A 22312-nucleotide genomic window follows, 5' to 3' on the forward strand; every position below is an offset into this window, starting at 1 on the left:
GGATGTCAACCTGGAAGCTTCGCGACATTATCGTTCTCAGCTCGCTGTCCGTCGTGTTTGCTGTCGTCTATTTGATTTTCCTGCAGATAGGAAATGTGCTTGTCGGCTTTATGGGTCCGATGGGATATGAGGTCATCTTCGGCATATGGTTTATCGTTTCAATCATTTCGGCCTATATCTTGCGCAAGCCCGGAGCTGCCCTGCTGTCTGAGACAATCGCCGGAACGATCGAGGTGTTGATCGGCAACGTCACCGGCCCGATCCTGATTCTGTCGGCCTTTATTCAAGGCCTCGGAGCGGAAGCGGTATTCGCCGCCGTAAGATACCGTTACTACAACACAGCAGTGCTCATGGGCGCAGGCGTAGGCGCGGCCGTATTCAGCTTTGGCTGGGGCTTCTTTCAATCCGGCTTCGCCGCTTTGTCCACGGGTCTAGTCATCTCGATGTTCATCGTCCGCGTTATCAGCGGTGCAGTGATCGCCGGCCTGCTAGGCAAATGGATATCCGATGCGCTGGCCCGGACAGGCGTATTGAGGAGCTTTCCCATCGGGAAGGCCGCTGCCCAAAGCGCCAATCAACAACGAACCTCGGTGAAGCAGTAATGAATACATTGCTCCCGAATCAAGAAACGATGGATAAACCGATGGTCTTGGAGACAAAAAATTTATCCCTTGCTTTCAGCGAGGACGGGGAGGAGCAGGTGTTCTCCTCGATTTCCCTCGGGCTGCATCAAGGTGAATTGATGCTGCTCCTTGGTCCAAGCGGCTGTGGAAAAAGTTCCTTGGCCCTCTGCCTGAACCGGGTGTACCCGTCAGCCATTGATAGCCTGGTGACAGGCGGCGTTTATCTGTATGGCAAATCCCTAGAGGGACAGGATCCAGGTGAAATTGCGCAGCAGGTAGGCATTGTGTTCCAAGACGTGGACAGCCAATTTTGCATGCTTAAGGTGGAGGAGGAGCTTGCTTTTTGCCTGGAAAATATCGGATGTCCACGGGAACAAATCAACGCGAAAATCGACGAAGCGCTGCGGCTTGTCGATTTGACCGGCTGGCGGAGCGCGAATATCCATACTTTATCCGGTGGAATGAAGCAGCGGCTTGCCCTAGCCTGCGCTCTGGCATTGAATCCGGATGTTCTCATCCTTGACGAGCCCACATCTAATCTGGATCCGCTGGCTTGCTCGCACTTGGCCGATCTCATTCATTCCATCCGCAAGCAGCGGCAAATGAGCATCTTGCTGATCGAACACCAGCTTGATGCCTGGATGCCTTATGTCGATCGCCTTGCCGTGATGGGCACAGAAGGTAAACTTGTTTACGAGGGGGAGCCCCGAACCTATTTCGCCAATTTCAAAGAAGAGGCGCAGCATTTGGGAATATGGATGCCAGGGGCCGTCCGCCTGCATGAGCAGCTGCAGATAGACAGAGAATCTTCATGGCAGCCGCTCACCAGGGACGAGCTGGCTGAACTGTGGCTGAGCAAACCCGATTCCGTAAAAAGAACGCTGCTTCAGCAGCTGGAGCAAACCGATGCCTCCCGATCCAAGCTGCCGGACGAAGGGGCTGCCGATGCTGGCGGCAAGGAAGCCTTGCTGTCGGTCAATAGCCTTTCCTTCGAGCGCAGCGGAGGACAGAAGATTCTCGAGCGGCTGTCACTGTCGATCCCTGCCGGGCAGTTCATTGCCCTCGTCGGCCAGAACGGGGCGGGGAAGACGACCCTCGCCGCGCTCTTGTCGGGCATATTGGAGCCATCCTCCGGCGGTATCACCTTCGCTGGTCGACCCTTGCCGGACTGGCCGGAGAAAGAGCTGCGTAAGCGTGTTGGTCTCATTTTCCAGCATCCGGAGCATCAATTCGTCACTGATACCGTCTACGACGAGCTTGCCTTCGGCCTGCGGCTGCAGAAGCTGTCCGAGGAGGCTGTATCCGATCGGGTCGAGTCGCTGCTTGAGCAGTATCGCCTGCAGCACCGTCGCAACTTCAGTCCCTTCGCCCTGAGCCAGGGACAAAAGCGCCGATTAAGCGTGGCCGCGATGCTGTCTGAGGAGCAGCAGGTTCTGCTCTGCGACGAGCCGACCTTCGGCCAGGATGCTTACTCTGCCCTGGAGCTGATGAACTCGCTTCGCGCCCGGGTAGACCGCGGACTAACCGTCATCATGATTACCCATGATATGGAGCTTGTCCAGCAATTTGCCGATCGGGTCATCGTGCTGGGCGAGGGGAATATTCAATGGGACGGACGCCCCGATGCATTATGGGATTGGCCGGAGGAGGAGCTTCGGGCGCATAAGCTCGTCCCGCCGCTCTCAGCCCATTTGAAGAATAAGCTAAGATGGGCGCTCCGGAGACCACAAGAAACTTGCGGGGAGGTTATCGTATGATAAGATCAGGCGCATTGGGGGAGCTCCTGAATGATATGAATCCCTCCATCAAAGGACTCACCGTCATCACAGGGGTCATTTTAATGTCGCTTGCCTTCGATCCGGTTACCGTTTCCGTCAGCCTCATTTATATATTGATGATTACCGTCATATTTGGCCGGATTTCCTGGCGCAGATGGCTGTTCTTGTTTGTGCCTTTCTTTATACTGGCGATCGGTTATTTCTGGACAGCTGCTCTTTTTCCACGTTCCGATCTGCCGCAGGACTCCCCTTTACTCTTATCGTGGGGACCGCTGAAGCTGACGGAGGCCGGGTTCAATCTGGCCCTATCGCTCGCCTTGCGTACCTTGATGTTCTCGGCGCTGTCGCTCCTGTTCGTCCTAACGACCGAACCCGTCAAATTTATGCTTAGTCTCATGCAGCAATGCAAGCTGCCGCCGAAGCTGGCGTACGGCATCTTGGCCGGATTCCGCTTCCTCCCCCTGTTCCGCGAGGAGCTGCTCATTATGCAGCAGGCCCACCGGATTCGGGGCATATGGCGGGAGAAGCGCAATATCCGCTCGGCGCTCCATGCTTTCAAGCGTTACAGTATCCCGCTCCTGGCCAGCGCCATACGCAAATCGGAGCGGGTTGCCGTCGCCATGGTGTCGCGCGGCTTTACCGGCGGTAAACGGGATTTCTACTACCGAATGACCATTCGTCCGCGGGACTGGATGCTCATGTTCATCGTGCTGGCCGGCATTGCTCTGGGATACACGGTATCCTATGCGCTAGGCACCTTGACGTGGTACGGGGGCCAATTATAGAACATATGAAGATAACGCAAAGGAGCTGTCCCGCTGCAGACAATATCTGCGCTGGGAACAGCTCCTTCTCTATAGCTTGCTTTAGGCCAAGCTCTTGGCCAACTCATGCCCAACCTTCCATATATCGCCGGCCCCCATCGTAATGACAAGGTCGCCAGGCTGCAAACGTCCTTGCAAATCATCGAGGACATCCTGCTTTGTCGGCAGGTGCCTAGCTCCGGCATTGCTGTTCAATTTAATCAGCTCTACCAGTTTCGACGAATTGATGCCTTCAATCTGCTTCTCTCCCGCAGGCGAGTAGATATCCGTAATGATCACCTCATCCGCTCCGCTAAACGCGCGGCTGAACGCATCCAACAGGAAGAAGGTTCGCGAATACCGCTGGGGCTGGAATACGGCAATGATCCGTTTGCCGGTCGCTTTAGCTGCGGCAATCGTTGCTTCAATCTCCGTCGGATGATGGGCATAATCATCGATTACCAGAATGCCGCGGCTCTCGCCCAGCACCTGGAATCGGCGTTTCGCGCCATGAAAGTGCTGAATCGCCTCGGCGATCTCTGCAAAAGGAATGCCTGACTCAAGACATGCAATTACCGTGGCCATGGCATTATGGACATTATGTCTTCCGGGAACCGAAAGCTTGACTCGGCCCAAGGGCTGCCCGCCGCGGTTCATCGTAAACGCGACCTTCCGGTCTCCAAGCTCAATATCCGTTGCCGTATAATCGCATGCTGTTTCGATGCCATAGGTCACGACCTCGCATTGCAGCTTCGGCAGCAAATCGCGGACGTTCCGGTCATCTCCGGACACGATCGCTTTGCCTCCTGGTTTGATTTGATTCAGGAACTGCACGTAGGCCTCTTTAAGCTTGCCGAAGTCGCCGCCGTAATTCTCCAAATGGTCTGCCTCAATGTTTGTAACGATGCCAAGCGAAGGATGGTATTGAAGAAATGAGCCATCGCTCTCATCGGCCTCAGCGACGACGCATTTTCCCTGCCCTGCTTTGGCATTTGTTCCAATATCCATAATTTCGCCGCCAATAATATAGGTAGGATCCGTCCCGCATTGTTCCATCACCAGAGCGATCATGGAGGAGGTCGTCGTTTTGCCATGTGCTCCGGCAACAGCCACGCCTGTACGTTCGTTCAGCAGCCTTGCCAGCATTTGCGAACGATGCAGGACCGGAATTCCCTGTTCCTCCGCGGCTACCCGTTCGACATTATCCTTGGGCAGCGCAGTCGAATACACGACTAAATCCGCCCCATGCACCTGCTCTTTAGTATGTCCGATATAAATTTTGGCTCCTTTGGCCGCCAGCTTCTCCGTCAACTCCTGGGAAGCTACGTCCGATCCGGTTACGGTGTAGCCCATTTCCAGCATAACGCGGGCAATAGCGCTCATTCCATAGCCACCGATCCCGATAAAATGTACATGTTGTTCTGTCGTATTCAACAATATGGTCACCAGCCTTTTTCAGAATCGGTTTGATGCAAAAGGGTTGCCCGCACGTCCGAAATCATATAAAGCGTGCCAGTGACGACCCCAAGATCCTCCCGTTCCGTCCGTGATTGCAGCAGTGCCAGCGCACGCTTCCAGTCACGCTCCACAATGACTTCCAGATCCGCCTTCGCCATATCCTTCCGGATTTGCTCTACGAGCTGATACAACGAATCCGCATCCATTTTCTTGCGAAAATCGGGCTCGGTCAGAATAAGCGTATCCACTATTGGTAATATATGCTCCAAGTATTCGCGATGATGCTTATTAGCGAGCATACCCATCATCAAATTCAGCTTCCGGTAGCTGAAAGCTTCCGGAAGACTTCTCGCGAGCGCCTCCGCCCCCTCCGGGTTATGGGCGCCGTCCAGAACGATACGCGGCTGATCTGACACCTGCTCCAGCCGGCCTGCCCAGAAGGCGTTCTTGAACCCGGACAGCAGCAGCTCATCCTCGAGAACGAAGGCCATATATTGGCGCAGTACCTCCAGCACCATCATCACTCCGGCAGCATTCGTGCATTGATGCCTTCCAAGCATCGACAGCTCGATGTCCATACTGCGGAACGGCCCTTTAAAATGAATGCTTTGGGTCCGCCCGCTTAAGCCGCCGCCATCGTAATGAAACTGCTCTCCGAGCAAATAGAGCGTCGCTCCCTTCGCTTTTGCCGTTTCTCTCAGTATGGCGATAACGGAAGGCTGGCTGGCACAGCTGATTACCGGCACGCCAGGCTTGATAATGCCTGCTTTTTCGCGGGCGATCTCCTCTAGGGAATCTCCCAAGATGTCGGTATGATCCATGCCAACATTCGTAATAAGGGACACGATCGGAGTAACCAGGTTCGTAACATCCATTCTGCCCCCGAGCCCAGTCTCCCATACTACGACATCGGGATAGCATACTTCCGCGAAGTAGAGAATCGCAAGGGCCGTACTCACTTCAAACATCGTTGGAGATCCTAACTCGCTAGCAGCGATCTCTTTCACAACAGGAGCAATCCGGTTAGCCAAGCTTAACAGCGTCTCCTCTGGAATATCCTCTCCGTTAAACTGGAATCTGTTCGTAAATTTCGTAATGTAAGGGGATGTGAACATCCCTACGTCATATCCGCACTCCTTAAGCGTTGAGCTTAAAAAAGCACAAGAAGAGCCTTTGCCATTCGTTCCGGCCACATGTATGAACTTGAGTCTTCGCTGCGGGTTGCCAAAGTGCTCCATCATCCGCTGAATACGCTCCAGACCCGGACGGATGCCAAACGGTATCAAGCTGTTAATCCACTCTACCGCATCTGTGTAACTTGCCAGCGGCAGCTGGATTTCTTCCGAAAGATTAACCCCCATGTATATTCACCTTCGTTAATGTATTGAACTAAAATGCTGTTTCATAATATGGAAAGGTACAGCAAGAGCCAAATAAAGCGAATCAGGCTCCTGCTGTACTGCGATTATTACCTTTGCTTCTAACCTTTTAATTCAGCGATCCGTGCCAGCACTTTGTCGCGTTTGCTCGCATAATCGGCCATTTTGGCGCGTTCTTCCTCGATGACCTTGGCAGGGGCTTTGGAAACAAAGCCTTCATTCGCCAGCTTCTTCTCTACGCGCTCAACCTCTTTGTTCAAGTGCCCGAGCTCCTTCTCCAGGCGGGCGATCTCCTGGCTGATATCGATCAGTCCTGCCAGTGGCAAGTACAGCTCGGCCCCGGTCACCACTGCCGTCATCGCTTTTTCCGGGACAGCGGCGCTCAGTGAGGCCTCGTATTGCGAGGTGTTGCAGAAACGCCGGATGTAGTGGCTGTTCCGCTCGATAATGTCCAGCAGCTCGGCGGAGCCCGGCTTCACAATCAATTCAATTTGCTTGCTCATCGGCACGTTCACTTCTGCCCGGATATTCCGAACAGAGCGGATAATGTCGATCAGCAAATTCATTTCGCGCACAGCATCCGGTGCCTCCAGCGACGGATCAAACTGCGGCCATTCAGCCAGCGTAATCGTTTTGCCGCGATGCGGCAAATGCTGCCATATTTCCTCGGAAATAAACGGCATGAAAGGATGGATCAAGCGCAGCGTCCGGTCGAGCACGTAGGCTAGAACGGATTGCGTCTTTCTTTTGGCAACAGGATCTTCGCCGTAGAACGACAGTTTAGCGAACTCAATATACCAATCGCACAGGTCATCCCAGATGAAGTTGTACAGCTCCCGGCCTGTCTCCCCAAATTCATAAGCATCAATCAGGCGGGTAATGTTGCGGGCTGTCTCATTGAAGCGGTGGAGAATCCAGCGGTCGGAAGTCGACAGATCTCCTTGAATATCGATATCCTCAAACGTTACGCCTTCCAGATTCATTAACGCAAACCTGGAGGCATTCCAGATTTTATTCGCAAAGTTGCGGGCCTGCTCGACGCGTTCCCAATGGAAGCGCAGATCCTGGCCAGGCGTACTGCTCGTAGAGATCATGTAGCGCATGGCATCCGCGCCGTATTTCTCGATGACATCAAGCGGATCAACGCCGTTCCCCAGCGATTTGGACATTTTCTGCCCTTCGCTGTCCCGTACCAACCCGTGGATCAGCACATCCTTGAATGGGATTTCTCCAGTAAACTCAAGGGCGGTAAAGATCATCCGCGCTACCCAGAAATAAATGATGTCGTATCCGGTAACGAGAACATCCGTCGGGAAAAAGCGCTTGAAGTCCTCGCTGTTCTCATCCGGCCAGCCGAGTGTGGAGAACGGCCACAAGGCCGAGCTGAACCACGTGTCCAAAACGTCGTCGTCCTGCACCAGTTTATGACCTCCGCATTTGGCGCAGGTATCCACGGCCTCCCTAGCGACATGCAGCTCCCCACAGGATTCGCAATACCAAGCCGGAATGCGGTGGCCCCACCACAACTGGCGGGAGATGCACCAGTCGCGCACATTTTCGATCCAGTGCAGATAAATTTTCTCGAACCGCTCCGGCACGAAATGGACGCCTTTGCCTGATTTTTGGGCAGCGATTGCCGCTTCCGCCAGAGGCTTCATTTTAACGAACCATTGCGTCGATAAATAAGGCTCGACTACGGCGCCAGAACGCTCGCTATGGCCGACCTGGTGAACATGATCCTCGATCCGTACGAGAACGCCGGACTCCTTGAGATCGGCCACGATGGCCTTCCGGCACTCGCTGCGGTCCATTCCCTGGTATTTGCCGGCCGCCTCATTCATCTTGCCGCTCTCATCCATGACGGTAATTTGCGGCAAATCATGACGCAGTCCTACCTCGAAGTCATTCGGGTCATGGGCAGGCGTAATTTTCACCGCTCCGCTGCCGAATTCTTTATCGACATATTCGTCGGCAATGATCGGAATTTCACGATTTACAATGGGCAGCACGAGCGGCTGGCCGATTAGATGACGGTACCGCTCATCCTCAGGATGAACCGCCACAGCCGTATCCCCAAGCATCGTCTCCGGTCTTGTCGTAGCTACTGTAATGAATCCACTGCCATCTTTAAGCGGATACTGCAGGTGGTACAAATGACCGTTGACCTCTTTATATTCCACTTCAATATCCGAGAGGGCCGTGCGGGCTGCAGGATCCCAGTTAATAATATATTTGCCGCGATAGATCAGGCCCTTTTCATAGAGCTTGACGAATACCTCGCGCACCGCCTTGGACAGCCCCTCATCCAGAGTAAAGCGCTCGCGTGAATAGTCCAGCGAGAAGCCCATCTTCGCCCATTGCTCTCGAATCGTATCCGCATAATGCTCTTTCCATTCCCATACCTTCTCAAGAAACTTCTCGCGGCCAAGATCATAGCGGGAAATTCCCTCTGCCCGGAGCGTCTGCTCCACTCTCGTCTGCGTCGCTATTCCAGCATGGTCGGAGCCCGGCAGCCATAAAGCATCGTACCCCTGCATCCGCTTCGTGCGGATCAGGATATCCTGCAGCGTAAAGTCCAGCGCATGCCCGATATGAAGCATGCCCGTTACGTTTGGCGGGGGAATGACGATCGTGTACGGCTTGGCTTCCGGTACTTGGCCCGCCTTAAAGAAGCCGCCCTCCATCCAGTAGCGATACCATTTCTGTTCTGCAGCCTTGGGATCATACGTTGTCGGCATGTTGTTCGCCGACGAATGCTCTTGGATCTCTGACATAATTTCAACCTCCGTTACAATTCAGCATTGCCTTAGCGTAATCAGGATAGTCTTGCTCAAAAAATACAAAAAGCCCCTCGTCTCAAAGGACGAAAGGCTTTACTTTCGCGGTACCACCTTTGTTTTGCGGGTTGGCCCAGCCCGAAACCGCTACGCTCGCGGAGTCGCCGAGAAACTCGCAACACTCATACAGATAACGGCTGCTACCGGCCCGTTCTAACGACTACAAAATGCATAGCTGCTCAAACAAGCGACTCCCGGGTGACTTCGGCCAGCTGCATCCTGCGGAATCTTCCAGCGCTGCAATCCCGCTCTCTGAAGGGCTCACTGCCTACTCTTCCCGTTCCATGTCTTTTCACACGGTTATTTTAAGTTAATCCATATTATCATAGCGTGAAATTAACGGGGAGTCAATATTTGGTCTGAATGGCTGCGGGAATAAGCCGGCGGTCAAGGCTCGTTTCCGAACACCAGTGTACCGTTATGGTACAAGGTGACACGTTCCCAATTTGCATACGCGGTCTTGGTTGGATCAAAGGAATAGTCATTGCTCTCGTTGAGGTTCGCCCAGTTGCTCGCATGATTGCGCGTCTGGATATCCCCCGTCTGCCCGCCGGGCTGCAGCGAACCCGCTGCGGCTTTAAATGTGATTTCCAGGTAGGTATCGGCGTTCGCTTTGCCCGGATTCATTTTCACGAAAGCCCCGTTCACGTTGGAGCAGCCTACCATGGCCCAGTCACAATTGTATTGCAGCTGGCCATTGCCGTCAGCTGTGAAATAATATCGCAGACTCAGCTCGCTTAAAGGCACTGCCGCAGCCCCCTTGTTCACGATATTGAAATGAGGCTTGAACTGGTTGTCGGCTGCATTCGTATCTCCGGCTTTGTACTGAACGGCCAAATCTCCGCTAGGTCCCGGGTTCGGATTCGGTCCAGGTCCCGGATCAGGATTTGGATTCTCGTTCGCGCCTCCGCCTAAAGGTTCTCTATGGTCTTGAATGTATTTGGAGATCCATACCAGCGGCGCATTCCAGTTGATCGTATTCTCTTTGGATACCCAGGCATCAGGAGCCGTATTTTTCGGCGCATACGATTTGGCTGCAGGCATTCCCGTCGGTGTCGCCGAATCGTTGATCACCGTATTGTTCGGCCCGCCGGACAGCCAGCCCTTCGGATACGGCACACCGCTTTGGTACTTGCCCCAGGCCCAGCGGTCATGCGTATCCGTCTCGTAATATTGGCCGTATCCCGTAATATAGGATAATCTCATCGCATTATTGCCCATGAAATAATCCATCCCCCGGTTCATCCCTTTTAAATAATCCAGGTTCTGGCTAAGATCGTAAGCGTACCCGAGCAATATCATTTTATTGGCAATGGCGGAGTTGGAACCCCAGTCATAACCTTTATTCCCCGGCAGCAGCACAGGATACCCTTCGCCATTTAATGTCGACAGCATACCGTCCGCCTGATTCAGCACATTCATCTTCATGGCTTGAAGATCGGAGGCTGGCAGATCGTTCTGGGCCGACAGTATGGACAGCGTTCCTGTTGTAGCAGTAGACTGCCAGTCGAACTGGGATACCTCGCGGTAATGTGGTGACGAAGTTACCGCTGCTTTGTAGGACGATGCATTGCTGTCGCCAAGCGCATAGGCCGTCAAGTATAGCTCTGCGGCCGCCGCATACCGGTCATCGCTTGTGCGAATGTCATCATAATCCCCGCCGCCCGGAGCATCCGGCGTTTGCGAGGTATAGAGAACGTTCGGATTCGCTGAGGCCCGTGCCCAAGCCTCCTTGGCAATTCCCCACATCTCTGCGGCTTCTGCTTCTTTATACGGCTTGATCAGGCGAGCCAGATGCGCCAGGTTGCGGGCCACCGCATAGGTCGCATTTGTGGAAGGCGGCTGAGCCTGACGGTTCATGCTGTTCTCGGCGTCAATATTCGTCACCGGAAACGCGCTCCAATTGTCATTATGAATTTTATGCGAGGCCAATCCGGTCGAAGGCATAACTCCCTTCATAAACGTCGAACCGAAAAGAACTTCGTCAAGAATATCGGGAATGCCGTTCCCGCTCTCCGGGATGTTCAGGGAGCCGTCCGGGAAAGCCCCGGGATAACGCTCGTATAGATTCAACAGCGTCCAGGCTGATATCGCCTGATTCACAGGATAGATTCCGAAGTCCCCTGCATCCGCCCAGGAATTTTTCACATTGAGTCTTTCGCTTCCGCACCAGCTATTATAACAGCCGATCGAGCTGTCTCCCGGATGGAGCGCTTTGTGGGCAAAGGCCGGGTTACTCAAATGTTGCGCCTGAATATCTACGCCCATCCGGTGGAAATAGAAATATTCCATTGCCTCGCTCGGCAGGTCCGGATATAAATTGCCGTTAATGGCAAACGGCACGCTTTCTCCTAATCCGGAAACCCACAGTCTATAAGTGCCTTGTTCCGTGACAGACGAAAAATCGGCATGATGAATGCGATCGGCAGAAGCCTGATCCAGGCCATAAACATGCGTTTGTCCTTGAGCCGCCACGCTGCCTCCTGCCTTGCGCAGCTCCCAGGCAAGCGGGGATGTCGAGCTGCTGACAATCGTGGCTATTTTATCGGCTCCGGGCAAGTAACCGATTTGGTTTACCCGAATGGGGCTAGGATCGGTGTCCGCATGAATTCCTGCCGGCAACAAAGCGGATAGCGCCAGCATGAAAATGAGCATGATTGCGGTTAGTTTCGCAAGGCTCCGCACACTGCTTCCCGAACTCTTCATTAAATTTATCATTCCAGCTCCCTCATTTCCTATTAATTTAAAATAGATACCGAATCCTCCTTACTTAAAGGGAACGGCGCCATATAGACGCCGTTCCTGGTTAATTATTAAGGTTCAATTCCCCATACCAAAGTTCCGTTCTGGTACAGCGTTACTTTGTTCCAGTTGGCATAGGAGGTTTTCGTAGCATCGAAGGAGTAATCGTCGCTCTCATCCAAGTTAGTCCAATCGCTTCTATTGCTGCGCGTTTGGATGTCACCAGTGCTTCCTCCAGGAGCGAGCGTTCCAGCCGACGCATTGAACTTAATTTCCAAATAAGTGTCGGCTCCTGTTTTACTTTCGCTCATTTTGACAAACGTGCCTGTCAGGTTCGAGCAGCCAAGAATCGCCCAGTCACAGTTGAATTGCAGCGGCTGTGTGCCGTCCGCCGTAAAATAATAACGGAGAGTCAATTCGCTTAACGCAACAGGTGTTGAACCGTTATTTACGATATTGAAATGAGGTTTGAGCTGGTTGTCGGTTGCATTCGAATCCCCAGCCTTATACTGGACGACCAAATCGCCGGTCGGCTCAGGATTTGGAGTCGTGCCGCCGCCCTGAGGAAGCGCAGAGGCCTGAGGGGAATTAACGCTCGTACCCACGCTATTGGCCGCACTGACCACATAATAATATGTCGTTCCGTTCGTGACCGCGGTATCTGTGTAGCTGGTGCCGCTAATCGTTGCTAGTGAAGTGTATGGCCCGCCGCTCGTCGTGGAGCGTTTGACCGTATAGCTGGTCGCGCCTTGCGAAGCATTCCAGCTTAAGGAGACTTGTCCGTTCCCCCCCGTAGCACTGAGTCCGGTTGGTGCAGCCGGAGCCGTCGGAGGCGGGTCAACTGGTCCCCCACCGCTTGCCGGGATGGCCGGATATGCGTTTTGGACGAGCATGACAAATTGATCATGGAACCAATGGCCGGATACAGGAGCGTTTGGAAGCGCGCCCGTCAAAATACCGTATTGGGTTTGGTAAGTCGGATCACACATCCGGTCGAAGCCCTTTCCTTCGTTGTTCGGAATTTCAGAGCTGGAACCGTCGGATTCGCCGGGAGGCTTAACCCAGACAAAAGCGTCGATATGCGAAGCCGGGAATCCTGCTGGAGCAGTCTCTGGCGCTCTTCCCATGCCGGCGCCGCTGTTGTTGCACCACAGTCCCCGATGCCCGCGGCGATCCACACGGCCCGAATTTACAATCTGGTCAACCGTAGAGCCAATCGCACTGGTTGGCCGATCCGGGCCTCCCCAGCCGTTACGGGATGTGTCAATAAGGAAGCCAATGCTGCTTGGCCAGCCGGCGGACACAAAGCCCGAATACAGACCCGCAGCAAAATCAGCTTCGCTGAAGTATGGATTCCACTCATAGAAACTAGCGGATCTGAGCGGCATACCGTTTACATTTTGGTTCGGATCCGGTAAATTCGGCTCTACCAACGGAGTCGTATTCGCCGTATTCAAAGCGAAGCCGTCGACGCTGGCAAAACCGGCATTCGTAGCTTTAGCCACTTGTGTATATAACTGGATGGTGCCTTGACGGTTATCATCCCATCCGAGCCAGCCCGAGTGGCCAATATCTAAATAAGTGTATACGTTAGGGATGGCAGCCAGCTTATTGAGCGTATATTTGATAGCATCGACATAGATACCGCTGGAGTTGGCCGCAGCGCATGCCGGAGTGCTAAGATTGGTAACCAGGTTTGGAAGGCTGTCCGGCTCAACGACAGTAACGATCCGGATATCCTGGTATTTAGGCTTGGAGAAAATATCAGCAATCACATCGATATAGTCCGTCTTATACGTTTGCAGGCCCGCTTGTGTCAATGGCAGCTCCCCATTAGAAGCCAGGGCATGACAATCCCGGCCAGGCAAATCGTAGATGACGAACTCTGCAACGATTGGCGTATTGCCTTGCTTTTGGGCCAATGCAGCGTCCAGGTGTCCCTCGAGGCTGCGGCGGTTGCCGTTATCCTCGCCGCCGTAAATCGCCGCGATGCGGTCAAGCCACACGTAGGTATTATAGGATTTGATCGTTTCCATTTTTGCTTTCAACGTGTTGTCGCTGACTCTAGCAATCGAAGTATCGATCAATGCAGCATAGTCGGGGTTGATATATTTTGTCGCGCCAACGTAAGGGTTGTCTACATGGGCCTCTGCCGCCTGAGCGTTTTGATTCCCAAAAGGGGTTAACATCGTGACAACCAGTGCCGAGATCAACGCAAGCATCGCAGTGCGTTTGGGCAAATACTTTATCATTTCTTTCAGCTCCTGTTATAAATTTTATTAAATTAAACCATTCGCTTGGGAAATGTATGCGCTCTCAAAATGTAGCCGATCGAATATGCAGTTCCTGCTGTTTTCCCTTCTGCCCTTGCTCTCCTTTCTTGACCATCCCGAAATATCTCATGGAAGTTAACTGATTGACCCTTGCTCTTCACTCCTTCCGTAAGCATTTTGTCATTAGGCCGAGAAAATCCGACGAAATGACGTAAAAGATAGAATAGCCGACGACAAACAATGGTTAAAAAAGAGAATGTTCGCCATCTAGACACAAATATACCATAAATAGTAAAAATAATACAAGATTTAACGGAGATTTTATTTTAACTAAGTTTAAAATTTACACTAACAAAATAAACTTTGTTAGCAAGGGAAGATTCCCGTCGTGGCCTTACCAAAAAAAACTGCGCGAATTACGCGCAGTCTGCTCTTTAATATTATGAATCCCACAATCAATTTACGGAATATATAGAACTTGCCCTTCCGCTAAGTTGTGTTCCGCTAACCGATTGTAAAGCTGCAGCTCCCTTGTGCTGAGATTGTACCGCTCGGCAATTTCGTCCAAGGTCTCTTCGCGCTGAACGATGACGAGCCGGATTTTCCGAAAGGGGGTCTGCTCTTCCGCATTGCCGATGAATAAGTTTTTCCAGCGAACTTCTTCCTCATCCCCGTGTTCTTCGGCCGCCGCCTTTACGCTGCCTTCTTCCTGTTCCAACGAGCCTTCCGGTTCTTTATTGGGCCGTTGAGCAGATAACAGCTTGGTGATGCCAATATCGCTTCCCTGTACCGTTTCATCCGCCTTCTTGCTGTTGAGGGCAATTTTCAGCTCTTTTTTCTCCTCGGGCTGAGGGCGAATTTCCGGCTCCGAATCTTCATGAGCCACATCTCCAGCAGCCCCTGGTTCGATGGATGCCGACAAAACCGGCTCAGACTCCGTGCCTTGCTCCGAAGAAGCTGCTTGGTCCGCTTCCCTCGACACAGCCTGTACGACCTCGGCTTCATCACCCTCGTGTTCGCTTACGGACGGAGTTTCAAGATGATACTCCTCCAGTTCGTCACGGCCTTCTTCTTCCTTGAACGAAGCTAAATTCTCTTCCGCTTGCTGCACAGCCTCCCGGATCTCATCTTCAGAAGCCGCCGCCTTGTCCTTCCATAGCGATGGGGATGAGAGCAGCGAATCGTCTGTCCAGGAGATCACGTTCTGATGGGGGGTTTCTGGAAAATCCGGTAAACCCGGAACCGCGGCAGCCTCCAAAGAACTTTGCCACTGAGAAGCTTGATTCTCCCTGTCTCCAGACACCGGTCCCTCAGAGATCTGCTCCCCCAGTTGGTGTTCTTCTTGTCGCAATGTGTCCATTGGTAATGGCTGCTCTGTCAGGCCAACCTCGTCCGGTTCATCCTGATGAGATTCATGCGCAGCTATAAATTCCCTGTCCTTCCATTCTTCGCTCCCCGTAAGCGTAGTCGTCTCAATTCCCTTAAGCGACAAAACCCCGGTAATATTCAAACTGCGGGCACTCAGCAGATCCACATCAAAATTGTCAATTTCGACGGCGATCTCCTCCAGTTTGTTTACCCGGCTTAGCGGAATCGTGATTTCAACCGGGATCCAATGCTCCAGCTTGCAGCTTTCCCCCTGCCCCCGGTATAGTCCGGACAACAGCAAATGCCCGCGAAGCGCGGCATACTCCTCGCCAGGAATCACCTGGATTTTTGGAATGAGCTCTATTTCCTCCAATTCCTCAATTCCAACCACATCTTCCGATAAATGAACCCGCTCATAAATATCAAACCTCAGACCGTAGGATTGATCAGCCAAGAATGATACCTCCTTTCAGCATTTCCAAACATGATTTCGCATCCCATGGATGACATGGTCCAAATCATCGCTCGTTTTATTTATATGCTTGAAAAAGGAGTGCATGCCTGGTTTTTACCGATCAAACACCGCTCTTCATGGCTTTGGCTTATATCCATTCCCTGCGTTGGCTAGGCTCGAAGCTGTTTAAGCAGCGCTGTCCAGCTTGCAGGCCAAGGGTCCTGCACGGACAAGGTCTCTCCCGCAAGCGGGTGGGCAAACATTAAGCTCTCGCCGTGAAGCGCTTGATGGGGCGTCAGCTTGGTGCTGCCCCCATATAAAGCGTCCCCGATAAGCGGATGGCCCGCATAGCTCATATGCACCCGAATCTGATGCGTTCGTCCCGTCTCCAGCGTGAGGCGCACGAGGCTGGCGGCCGGATAGGCCTCCAGCAGCTCTACGCGTGTTACTGCATGCTGGCCCGACGGGGATACGCGCCTTCGCGCTCTATGATGCCGATCCTTGCCGATTGGCTGGTCAATTACACGAAGCGCAGGACTTACTGCGCCTTGTACCAGCGCAACATAGACCCGGCCGATTTCCTTACGCGCCATTGCCGCATCCAGTTTAAGCTTGGCATAAGTGTTCTTGGCATATAGCACCGGGCCGGACGTGTTCTCGTCCAGCCGGTGTATATGCTCGGGCGCAACGGGCTCGCCGCGTTCCGAGTAAATCCCTGCGACCATATTGGCTAAAGTCGGCTGCGGGCTATGTCCATCGGGATGTACTTTAACCCCTGCAGGCTTATGTACAACGAGGCAAAAATCATCCTCGTACAAAATTTGCAGCGGAAGCTCCGGCTGCATAGGCTCATACTGCGATATCCTTGGCGGAAAAAGCCGCAGGCGCAGACGATCTCCCGCCAGCTTAATCCCCTGCTCGGCTTCAAGTGTGCGCCGAAGCTTGGCAGGAAAGTCCAGTTCGCCTTCCAGCCAGGCAAGCGCCGCTTCATAGCGGTCACCGCTCGCCGGCATGGGGAGCCTGCCGGGCATCAGCTCCAGCCACTCTCCCCGCCTAGCGCCTGCGATCCGTAAACTCACAGCTTCTGCAGCGCTTTGCGATGCGCCTCAATCGTAGCATCAATGTCCTCGTCGGTATGAACGCCGGAAACAAACATGCCTTCAAACTGAGACGGGGCGATATTGATACCCTCCTGCACCAGCGCGGCAAAATAGCGGCGGAACAAATCCAAGTCGCTGCTCTTGGCTGTATCATAGTTAACGACCTGCTCATTCGTAAAGAACGGGCATACCATGGAACCTACGCGATTAATCACGCTAGGGATTCCCGCTTCCTTCGCATTCGCTTCAAGTCCTGCCTGAAGCTTCGCCGACAAGCGCTCGAGACGGTCATAAACCTCAGGCGTAAGCAGCGACAATGTAGTGAAGCCGGCAATCATGGCCAGCGGGTTCCCGCTTAGCGTACCCGCCTGATAGATTGGGCCCGAAGGAGCGATTTGCTCCATAATTTCGCGTTTGCCGCCATAAGCGCCGACCGGCAGTCCTCCGCCGATGACTTTACCTAGGCAGGTCAAATCCGGAGTAATGCCAAACAGCCCTTGAGCAGAGTGCAGGTGAACGCGGAAGCCGGTCATAACTTCATCAAAAATAAGCAGGCTGCCGTATTCCGTTGTAATGCGGCGCAGTCCTTCCAGAAATCCGGGCTGCGGCGGTACGACGCCCATATTCCCTGCGACCGGTTCCACAATGACGCCGGCAATTTCTTCGCCGAAGCGTTCGAAGGCCAGTTGAACGGATTCCAGGTCATTATACGGAACAGTAATGGTGTTCGCTGCGATGCTCTCCGGCACGCCGGGGCTGTCCGGCAGACCCAGTGTTGCTACGCCGGAACCCGCTTTGATGAGCAGGCTGTCGGCATGGCCGTGATAGGAGCCCTCAAATTTCATAATTTTGCTGCGTCCCGTGTAACCCCGAGCCAAGCGGATCGCACTCATCGTCGCCTCCGTGCCGGAGTTGACCATCCGCACGACTTCAATGGACGGTACGCGCTCGGCTACGAGCCTGGCCATCTGTGTCTCAAGCAGTGTAGGCGTGCCAAAGCTGGTGCCCTTGGCAGCCGTCTCCTGCAGCGCCTTAACGACCTCCGGGTGGGCATGTCCCATAATAAGCGGGCCCCATGATCCCACATAATCGATATAGCTGTTGCCGTCGATATCGTAAATGTGCGAACCAGCACCGTGGTCCATATAAATTGGCGTCAGCCCAACGGACTTGAATGCGCGTACCGGGCTGTTAACTCCGCCCGGCAGCACTTTTTTCGCTTCTTCAAATGCCTGATAGGACCGTTCTTCCCCTTTACGTCCGATAGTTGTACTCATTGACGTCACGCTCCTTGCTTTGTCATTGATCTATGGTCTGTCCTCGAATTCCGAAGCATAATTCACGTATGCTAATTGCGTCCTTCGCGCAGCCAGCGCGCCGCATCTTTGGCAAAATACGTAATAATGATGTCAGCTCCCGCGCGCTTCATGCCCAGCAGCATTTCGCTCACGATCGCCCGCTCGTTAATCCAGCCTTGCTTGGCCGCCGCCTTGACCATGGAATATTCGCCGCTCACATTGTAGGCCACGATCGGCAGGTCGAATTGGTCCCGAAGCATGCGGATCACATCCATATAGGCTAGCGCCGGCTTAACCATAAGCATATCTGCACCCTCTAGCACATCTGTCTCCGCTTCGCGCAGCGCTTCACGGGCATTGGCCGGATCCATCTGATACGTCTTGCGATCGCCGAATTGCGGTGCCGAATCTGCTGCTTCCCGGAACGGGCCGTAGAATGCCGAGGCGTATTTTACGGAATACGACATAATTGGCACATGGGTATAGCCGGCTTCGTCTAGTCCGTGGCGAATCGCTTGGACGAAGCCATCCATCATATTCGATGGAGCGATGATGTCAGCTCCCGCTTGCGCCTGTGACACTGCCGTCTTCACCAGCAGCTCCAATGATTCGTCGTTCAACACGTCCCCGCAGACATGGCCATCCCGTTCAAAGGTGTGTACCATGCCGCAATGGCCGTGATCCGTAAATTCACATAGGCAAGTATCCGCGACCACAAGCAAATCGGGATACCATGATTTGATGAGCCGGGTAGCTTCCTGTACGATGCCAGTTTCGACGAAGGCCGACGTGCCTACGCTGTCCTTCTGTTCAGGAATGCCGAACAGCAGCACCGCCGGAATGCCGAGCTCTACGATCTCCTTCACTTCCTCCTGAAGACGGTCTAAAGAGAAGTGGAATACGCCCGGCATCGAGGAGATTTCATTTTTTACATTGCTGCCATAGGTGACGAATATCGGCTGTACGAAATCATCGACGGTAATCACGGTTTCGCGCACCATACCGCGGATCGCAGCCGATTGCCGCAAACGGCGGTGTCTTACGATTGGAAATGTCATAGTTGGTGTCGTCCTTTCAAATTGATCCCATCCCACCCAAACCCTCCCTTGTCGTAAGGGAGGGCTCCAAGGGCTGCGCCCTCTGGACTCCCGCAATGGGAATAACGTAGGAGGGGCAGAGGCGCTCCTGCATCGCTGTCCCCTGGCGGGGATGCGCTTAGTTTGGTGCGTGGAACGCTTTCCCCCCTTCGGGTACGTCTTACTTTTGGCGCCCCCGTTCACCCTGGGTGAACACTCTGCTCAAGCCTGCAGCGGTCGGCGCTCCCGGGAAAGCTGCGGGCAATCAGTCGCTTGCCGCCCTGACGGGCCCGCTCTACGTTAGACGCTCCTGCTGTCTGGGTGGATGGAGTTTATTTGGCTGTATTGAGTTAGGATGGCTTGAGGGGCGCTGTCCCCTGCGGGGATTCGCTCACTGTGACGCAAGGATCAGTTACTTTTGCGTTGTGCCTCTTACTGCTATTGACTACGGTACTGGCGCTCTCCCTTGAGGGATACGCTCACTGCGGCGCAAGGATAATTACCTTGCATAGTGCCTCTTACCGCTACTGATTACGGTACTGGGGCTCTCCCTTGCGGAATACGCTTGCTGCGGTGCAAAATATATAAATTATGAGGGCTAATCCATAGCTAATCACGATTGCTTGCACGCCAGTCGCAAAGGGATTGGACAAGGCTGTTGATCGTCGATTCCTCAGCCACCATATCGACGTTGAAGCCAAGATCCCTAGCCGTTTGCGCGGTAAGCGGGCCAATGCAGGCGATGGCAGCGCCAGACAAGGCTTGAACGGGGTCTGCATGCCCCATTCCCTTCAGGGCAGCAACCAGGTTCTTTACTGTCGACGAGCTGGTGAAGGTCACGACATGAATGCCGCCCTCTTCAATGAGCTTCAGTAGCTCATCGTCCTCTTCGCCGGCAGGGACGGTCTCGTACATGACAGCGTCGGTCACGCTCAGCCCCTTCTCCCGCAGAACCTCTGGCAGCCAATTGCGGCCAAGGTCTCCCCTCGGCAGCAGCACCTGCTGTCCGGCGTGCATTTCAGCGCCGTACGCCTCGAACATGCCCTCGGCCTGGTATTGTCCTGGCAGCTCCTCTGCGGCAATGCCGCGGGCGCGCAGCGCTTCCTTCGTTGCCGGCCCGACTGCAGCGATTCTCGCTCGATGAAGTGAGCGAACATCTTGTCCCAGTTTCTCCAAGCGCCTGAAGAAATACTCCACCCCGTTGACGCTTGTGAAGAACACCCAGTCATACGTCTCCAATCGGCTTAAAGCCGCATCCGCATGAGCGATCTGTTCCTCGTCCTCAGGTAATCGAATATCGATGACAGGGAACTCGTACGGCTCGCCGCCCAAATCCTCGATCTGCGCAGCAAGCTCGCTGGCCTGGCTGCGGGCGCGGGTAACGAGCACGCGCGTGCCAAACAGCGGCAGGGTCTCCGCCCACTTCAAATGCTCGCGCTGCGTCACGACGTCTCCTACGACGATGACGGCCGGTGGCTGGAAGTTCGCCTGCTGCACTTTGCGCTCGATGTCCTCCAGCGTGCCGGTCAAGGTCTCCTGTTCTGCCCGCGTCCCCCAACGCACGAGAGCGACGGGCGTATCGGGAGATCTTCCGTACGTTATCAGCTGCCTGCTGATGTACCCGATCTTGGCTACGCCCATCATGAAAATGAGCGTCCCCGTCGCATTCGTGACCTTCTCCCAATTGATAGACTTGTCCAGCTTCTCAGGACTCTCATGTCCGGTAATGATGGACAGGGAGGAAGCCATGTCCCGGTGCGTCACCGGAATGCCCGCATAAGCAGGAACCGAGATCGCCGCAGTAATTCCCGGCACAATCTCATAAGGGATTCCATGCTTGCGAAGCAGCTCGGCTTCCTCGCCGACCCGGCCGAAAATCGTCGGATCTCCGCCCTTCAGACGGACAACGGTCTTCCCCGTCAGCGCCAAGTCCACGAGGAGTTGATTAATCTCCTCCTGCTTCATCGTATGACGGTCCGGCAGCTTGCCTACATAGACCTTCTCTGCACCGGGCTTCATGTTCCTCAGCAAGCTGGGATTGGCCAGCCGGTCGTATACGACGACATCCCCTTTTTCCAGGCACTGCAATCCCTTTACTGTAATCAATCTAGCATCGCCGGGTCCCGCCCCGACTAAATATACCTTTCCAGCCATCCCATCACTCACTCCCTGACTTCCGCCAAAATTTCGTCCGCTCCTCTAGAAATCAGCTTAGCTGCAACCTCATCGCCCAGCTTCAGCGGATCCTCGCCAGTCAGGACATCCTTCAGAACAAGCCGTCCGTCCGGCGTTCCGACCAGCCCTGTCAATTCGATGCGCGCTCCTCCCGTTCCAATCCCGGATTCCTCCTGCACCAAGGTTGCATATGCGCCGATCGGAACCTGGCAGCCACCGTTCAATACGCGCAGAAATTGGCGCTCTGCAGCGACGGTCAGCTCGGTATCCCGGTCATTGTACAGCGACAGAAGATGACGCACCTCCTCATCGCTTTCACGGCATTCAATGCCTAACGCGCCCTGGCCGACAGCCGGCAAACATACCTCAACCGGCAAAAATGAGGTGATCCGATCCTCCCAGCCCATCCGGTACAAGCCCGCCGCAGCAAGAATTATGGCATCGAAGCCCTCGGTCTCCAATTTGCGCAGCCGGGAATCGATATTTCCCCGAATCCATTCCAGCTTCAGATCCGGACGGTATTTCTTCAGCTGACTCGAGCGGCGCAGGCTGCTCGTACCGATCTTTGCTCCTTGCGGAAGCTCGTCCAAGCTTAGGCCGTTCCTTGAAATCAGCGCATCCCGGGGGTCGACCCTCCGCGGAACCGCACCGGTTACAAGACCTTCCTGAAGCACGGATGGCATGTCCTTCATACTATGTACCGCCATATCGATTTCCCCGCTCAGCATGGCCTGCTCGATTTCCTTCACAAACAAGCCTTTGCCCCCTACCTTCGATAATGTTACGTCCAAAATACGGTCGCCCTTCGTCACGATCTTGCGAATTTCGAAATCATAGGGCAGCGCATGCTCCTCGCATATCGCTTTCAGCGCATCAATAACCTGACCCGTCTGCGTCAGCGCCAATTGGCTCTGTCTAGTTCCGACGACAATCGTACGTTTTTTCATC

General features: G+C 54.0%; 14 protein-coding genes and 1 other annotated feature. Of the genes, 3 read left to right on the forward strand and 11 right to left on the reverse strand.

The window, feature by feature from the left end; genetic code table 11:
* Positions 1–2: 2 nt before the first annotated feature.
* From MKX50_RS19085 to MKX50_RS19095, 3 genes are read left to right on the forward strand one after another with little or no spacing between them, the layout of a single operon-like run.
* Positions 3–602, forward strand: a complete 600-nt coding sequence (locus tag MKX50_RS19085; RefSeq protein ID WP_213594516.1) for an ECF transporter S component — start codon at positions 3–5, stop codon at positions 600–602.
* On the forward strand, positions 602–2380 hold the full coding sequence (locus MKX50_RS19090; protein WP_339157584.1) for an energy-coupling factor transporter ATPase: 1779 nt from the start codon (positions 602–604) through the stop codon (positions 2378–2380). Before MKX50_RS19085 ends, MKX50_RS19090 begins: the two co-directional genes overlap by 1 nt.
* Complete coding sequence (locus MKX50_RS19095; protein WP_213594512.1) at positions 2377–3186, forward strand: energy-coupling factor transporter transmembrane component T; 810 nt, start codon at positions 2377–2379, stop codon at positions 3184–3186. Before MKX50_RS19090 ends, MKX50_RS19095 begins: the two co-directional genes overlap by 4 nt.
* An 81-nt stretch (positions 3187–3267) precedes the next feature.
* On the opposite strand, the gene murC is transcribed toward MKX50_RS19095, so the two are convergent.
* The 11 genes from murC to hemC form a co-directional block, all read right to left on the reverse strand.
* Complete coding sequence (gene murC, locus MKX50_RS19100; protein WP_213594510.1) at positions 3268–4638, reverse strand: UDP-N-acetylmuramate--L-alanine ligase; 1371 nt, start codon at positions 4636–4638, stop codon at positions 3268–3270.
* Between the two features lie 8 nt (positions 4639–4646).
* Positions 4647–6023, reverse strand: a complete 1377-nt coding sequence (locus MKX50_RS19105; protein WP_339157585.1) for a folylpolyglutamate synthase/dihydrofolate synthase family protein — start codon at positions 6021–6023, stop codon at positions 4647–4649.
* A 119-nt stretch (positions 6024–6142) separates the two neighbouring features.
* Positions 6143–8815 (reverse strand): valine--tRNA ligase, encoded by a 2673-nt coding sequence (locus MKX50_RS19110; protein WP_213594506.1) that lies wholly within the window; start codon positions 8813–8815, stop codon positions 6143–6145.
* Between the two features lie 82 nt (positions 8816–8897).
* Positions 8898–9172 (reverse strand) — a binding site (T-box leader).
* A gap of 93 nt (positions 9173–9265) precedes the next feature.
* A complete protein-coding gene (locus tag MKX50_RS19115; RefSeq protein ID WP_339157586.1) occupies positions 9266–11596 on the reverse strand; it encodes a glycoside hydrolase family 9 protein in 2331 nt (776 codons plus the stop codon).
* Positions 11597–11691: 95 nt separating this feature from the next.
* On the reverse strand, positions 11692–13809 hold the full coding sequence (locus MKX50_RS19120) for a glycoside hydrolase family 6 protein (protein WP_339160202.1): 2118 nt from the start codon (positions 13807–13809) through the stop codon (positions 11692–11694).
* A gap of 544 nt (positions 13810–14353) precedes the next feature.
* Positions 14354–15715, reverse strand: a complete 1362-nt coding sequence (locus MKX50_RS19125; RefSeq protein ID WP_339157587.1) for a LysM peptidoglycan-binding domain-containing protein — start codon at positions 15713–15715, stop codon at positions 14354–14356.
* 170 nt (positions 15716–15885) lie between these two features.
* Positions 15886–16794, reverse strand: coding sequence for an RluA family pseudouridine synthase (locus tag MKX50_RS19130; RefSeq protein WP_339157588.1), 909 nt, complete (start codon positions 16792–16794; stop codon positions 15886–15888).
* Entirely contained in the window at positions 16791–18092 is a 1302-nt protein-coding gene (gene hemL / locus MKX50_RS19135) for a glutamate-1-semialdehyde 2,1-aminomutase (protein ID WP_339157589.1), read from the reverse strand. Before hemL ends, MKX50_RS19130 begins: the two co-directional genes overlap by 4 nt.
* 71 nt (positions 18093–18163) lie before the next feature.
* Positions 18164–19171, reverse strand: a complete 1008-nt coding sequence (gene hemB / locus MKX50_RS19140) for a porphobilinogen synthase (RefSeq protein WP_213594487.1) — start codon at positions 19169–19171, stop codon at positions 18164–18166.
* 627 nt (positions 19172–19798) lie between these two features.
* Positions 19799–21343 (reverse strand): uroporphyrinogen-III C-methyltransferase, encoded by a 1545-nt coding sequence (gene cobA / locus MKX50_RS19145; protein WP_339157590.1) that lies wholly within the window; start codon positions 21341–21343, stop codon positions 19799–19801.
* A gap of 8 nt (positions 21344–21351) precedes the next feature.
* The gene (gene hemC / locus MKX50_RS19150) at positions 21352–22311 is read right to left on the reverse strand and encodes a hydroxymethylbilane synthase (protein ID WP_213594483.1); all 960 of its coding nucleotides are present in this window, start codon (positions 22309–22311) and stop codon (positions 21352–21354) included.
* Position 22312: the final 1 nt, after the last annotated feature.

The organism is Paenibacillus sp. FSL W8-0186 (assembly GCF_037969765.1).
Lineage (GTDB): Bacteria > Bacillota > Bacilli > Paenibacillales > Paenibacillaceae > Fontibacillus > Fontibacillus woosongensis.

What these genes read in the sequence shown, in the direction of transcription:
- MKX50_RS19085 (WP_213594516.1), top strand. Translation starts at nt 3, where the DNA reads ATGTCAACCTGGAAGCTTCGCGACATTATCGTTCTCAGCTCGCTGTCC.
- MKX50_RS19090 (WP_339157584.1), top strand. Translation starts at nt 602, where the DNA reads ATGAATACATTGCTCCCGAATCAAGAAACGATGGATAAACCGATGGTC.
- MKX50_RS19095 (WP_213594512.1), top strand. Translation starts at nt 2,377, where the DNA reads ATGATAAGATCAGGCGCATTGGGGGAGCTCCTGAATGATATGAATCCC.
- MKX50_RS19105 (WP_339157585.1), bottom strand. Translation starts at nt 6,023, where the DNA reads ATGGGGGTTAATCTTTCGGAAGAAATCCAGCTGCCGCTGGCAAGTTAC.
- MKX50_RS19110 (WP_213594506.1), bottom strand. Translation starts at nt 8,815, where the DNA reads ATGTCAGAGATCCAAGAGCATTCGTCGGCGAACAACATGCCGACAACG.
- MKX50_RS19115 (WP_339157586.1), bottom strand. Translation starts at nt 11,596, where the DNA reads ATGATAAATTTAATGAAGAGTTCGGGAAGCAGTGTGCGGAGCCTTGCG.
- MKX50_RS19120 (WP_339160202.1), bottom strand. Translation starts at nt 13,809, where the DNA reads ATGTTAACCCCTTTTGGGAATCAAAACGCTCAGGCGGCAGAGGCCCAT.
- hemL (WP_339157589.1), bottom strand. Translation starts at nt 18,092, where the DNA reads ATGAGTACAACTATCGGACGTAAAGGGGAAGAACGGTCCTATCAGGCA.
- hemB (WP_213594487.1), bottom strand. Translation starts at nt 19,171, where the DNA reads ATGACATTTCCAATCGTAAGACACCGCCGTTTGCGGCAATCGGCTGCG.
- cobA (WP_339157590.1), bottom strand. Translation starts at nt 21,343, where the DNA reads ATGGCTGGAAAGGTATATTTAGTCGGGGCGGGACCCGGCGATGCTAGA.
- hemC (WP_213594483.1), bottom strand. Translation starts at nt 22,311, where the DNA reads ATGAAAAAACGTACGATTGTCGTCGGAACTAGACAGAGCCAATTGGCG.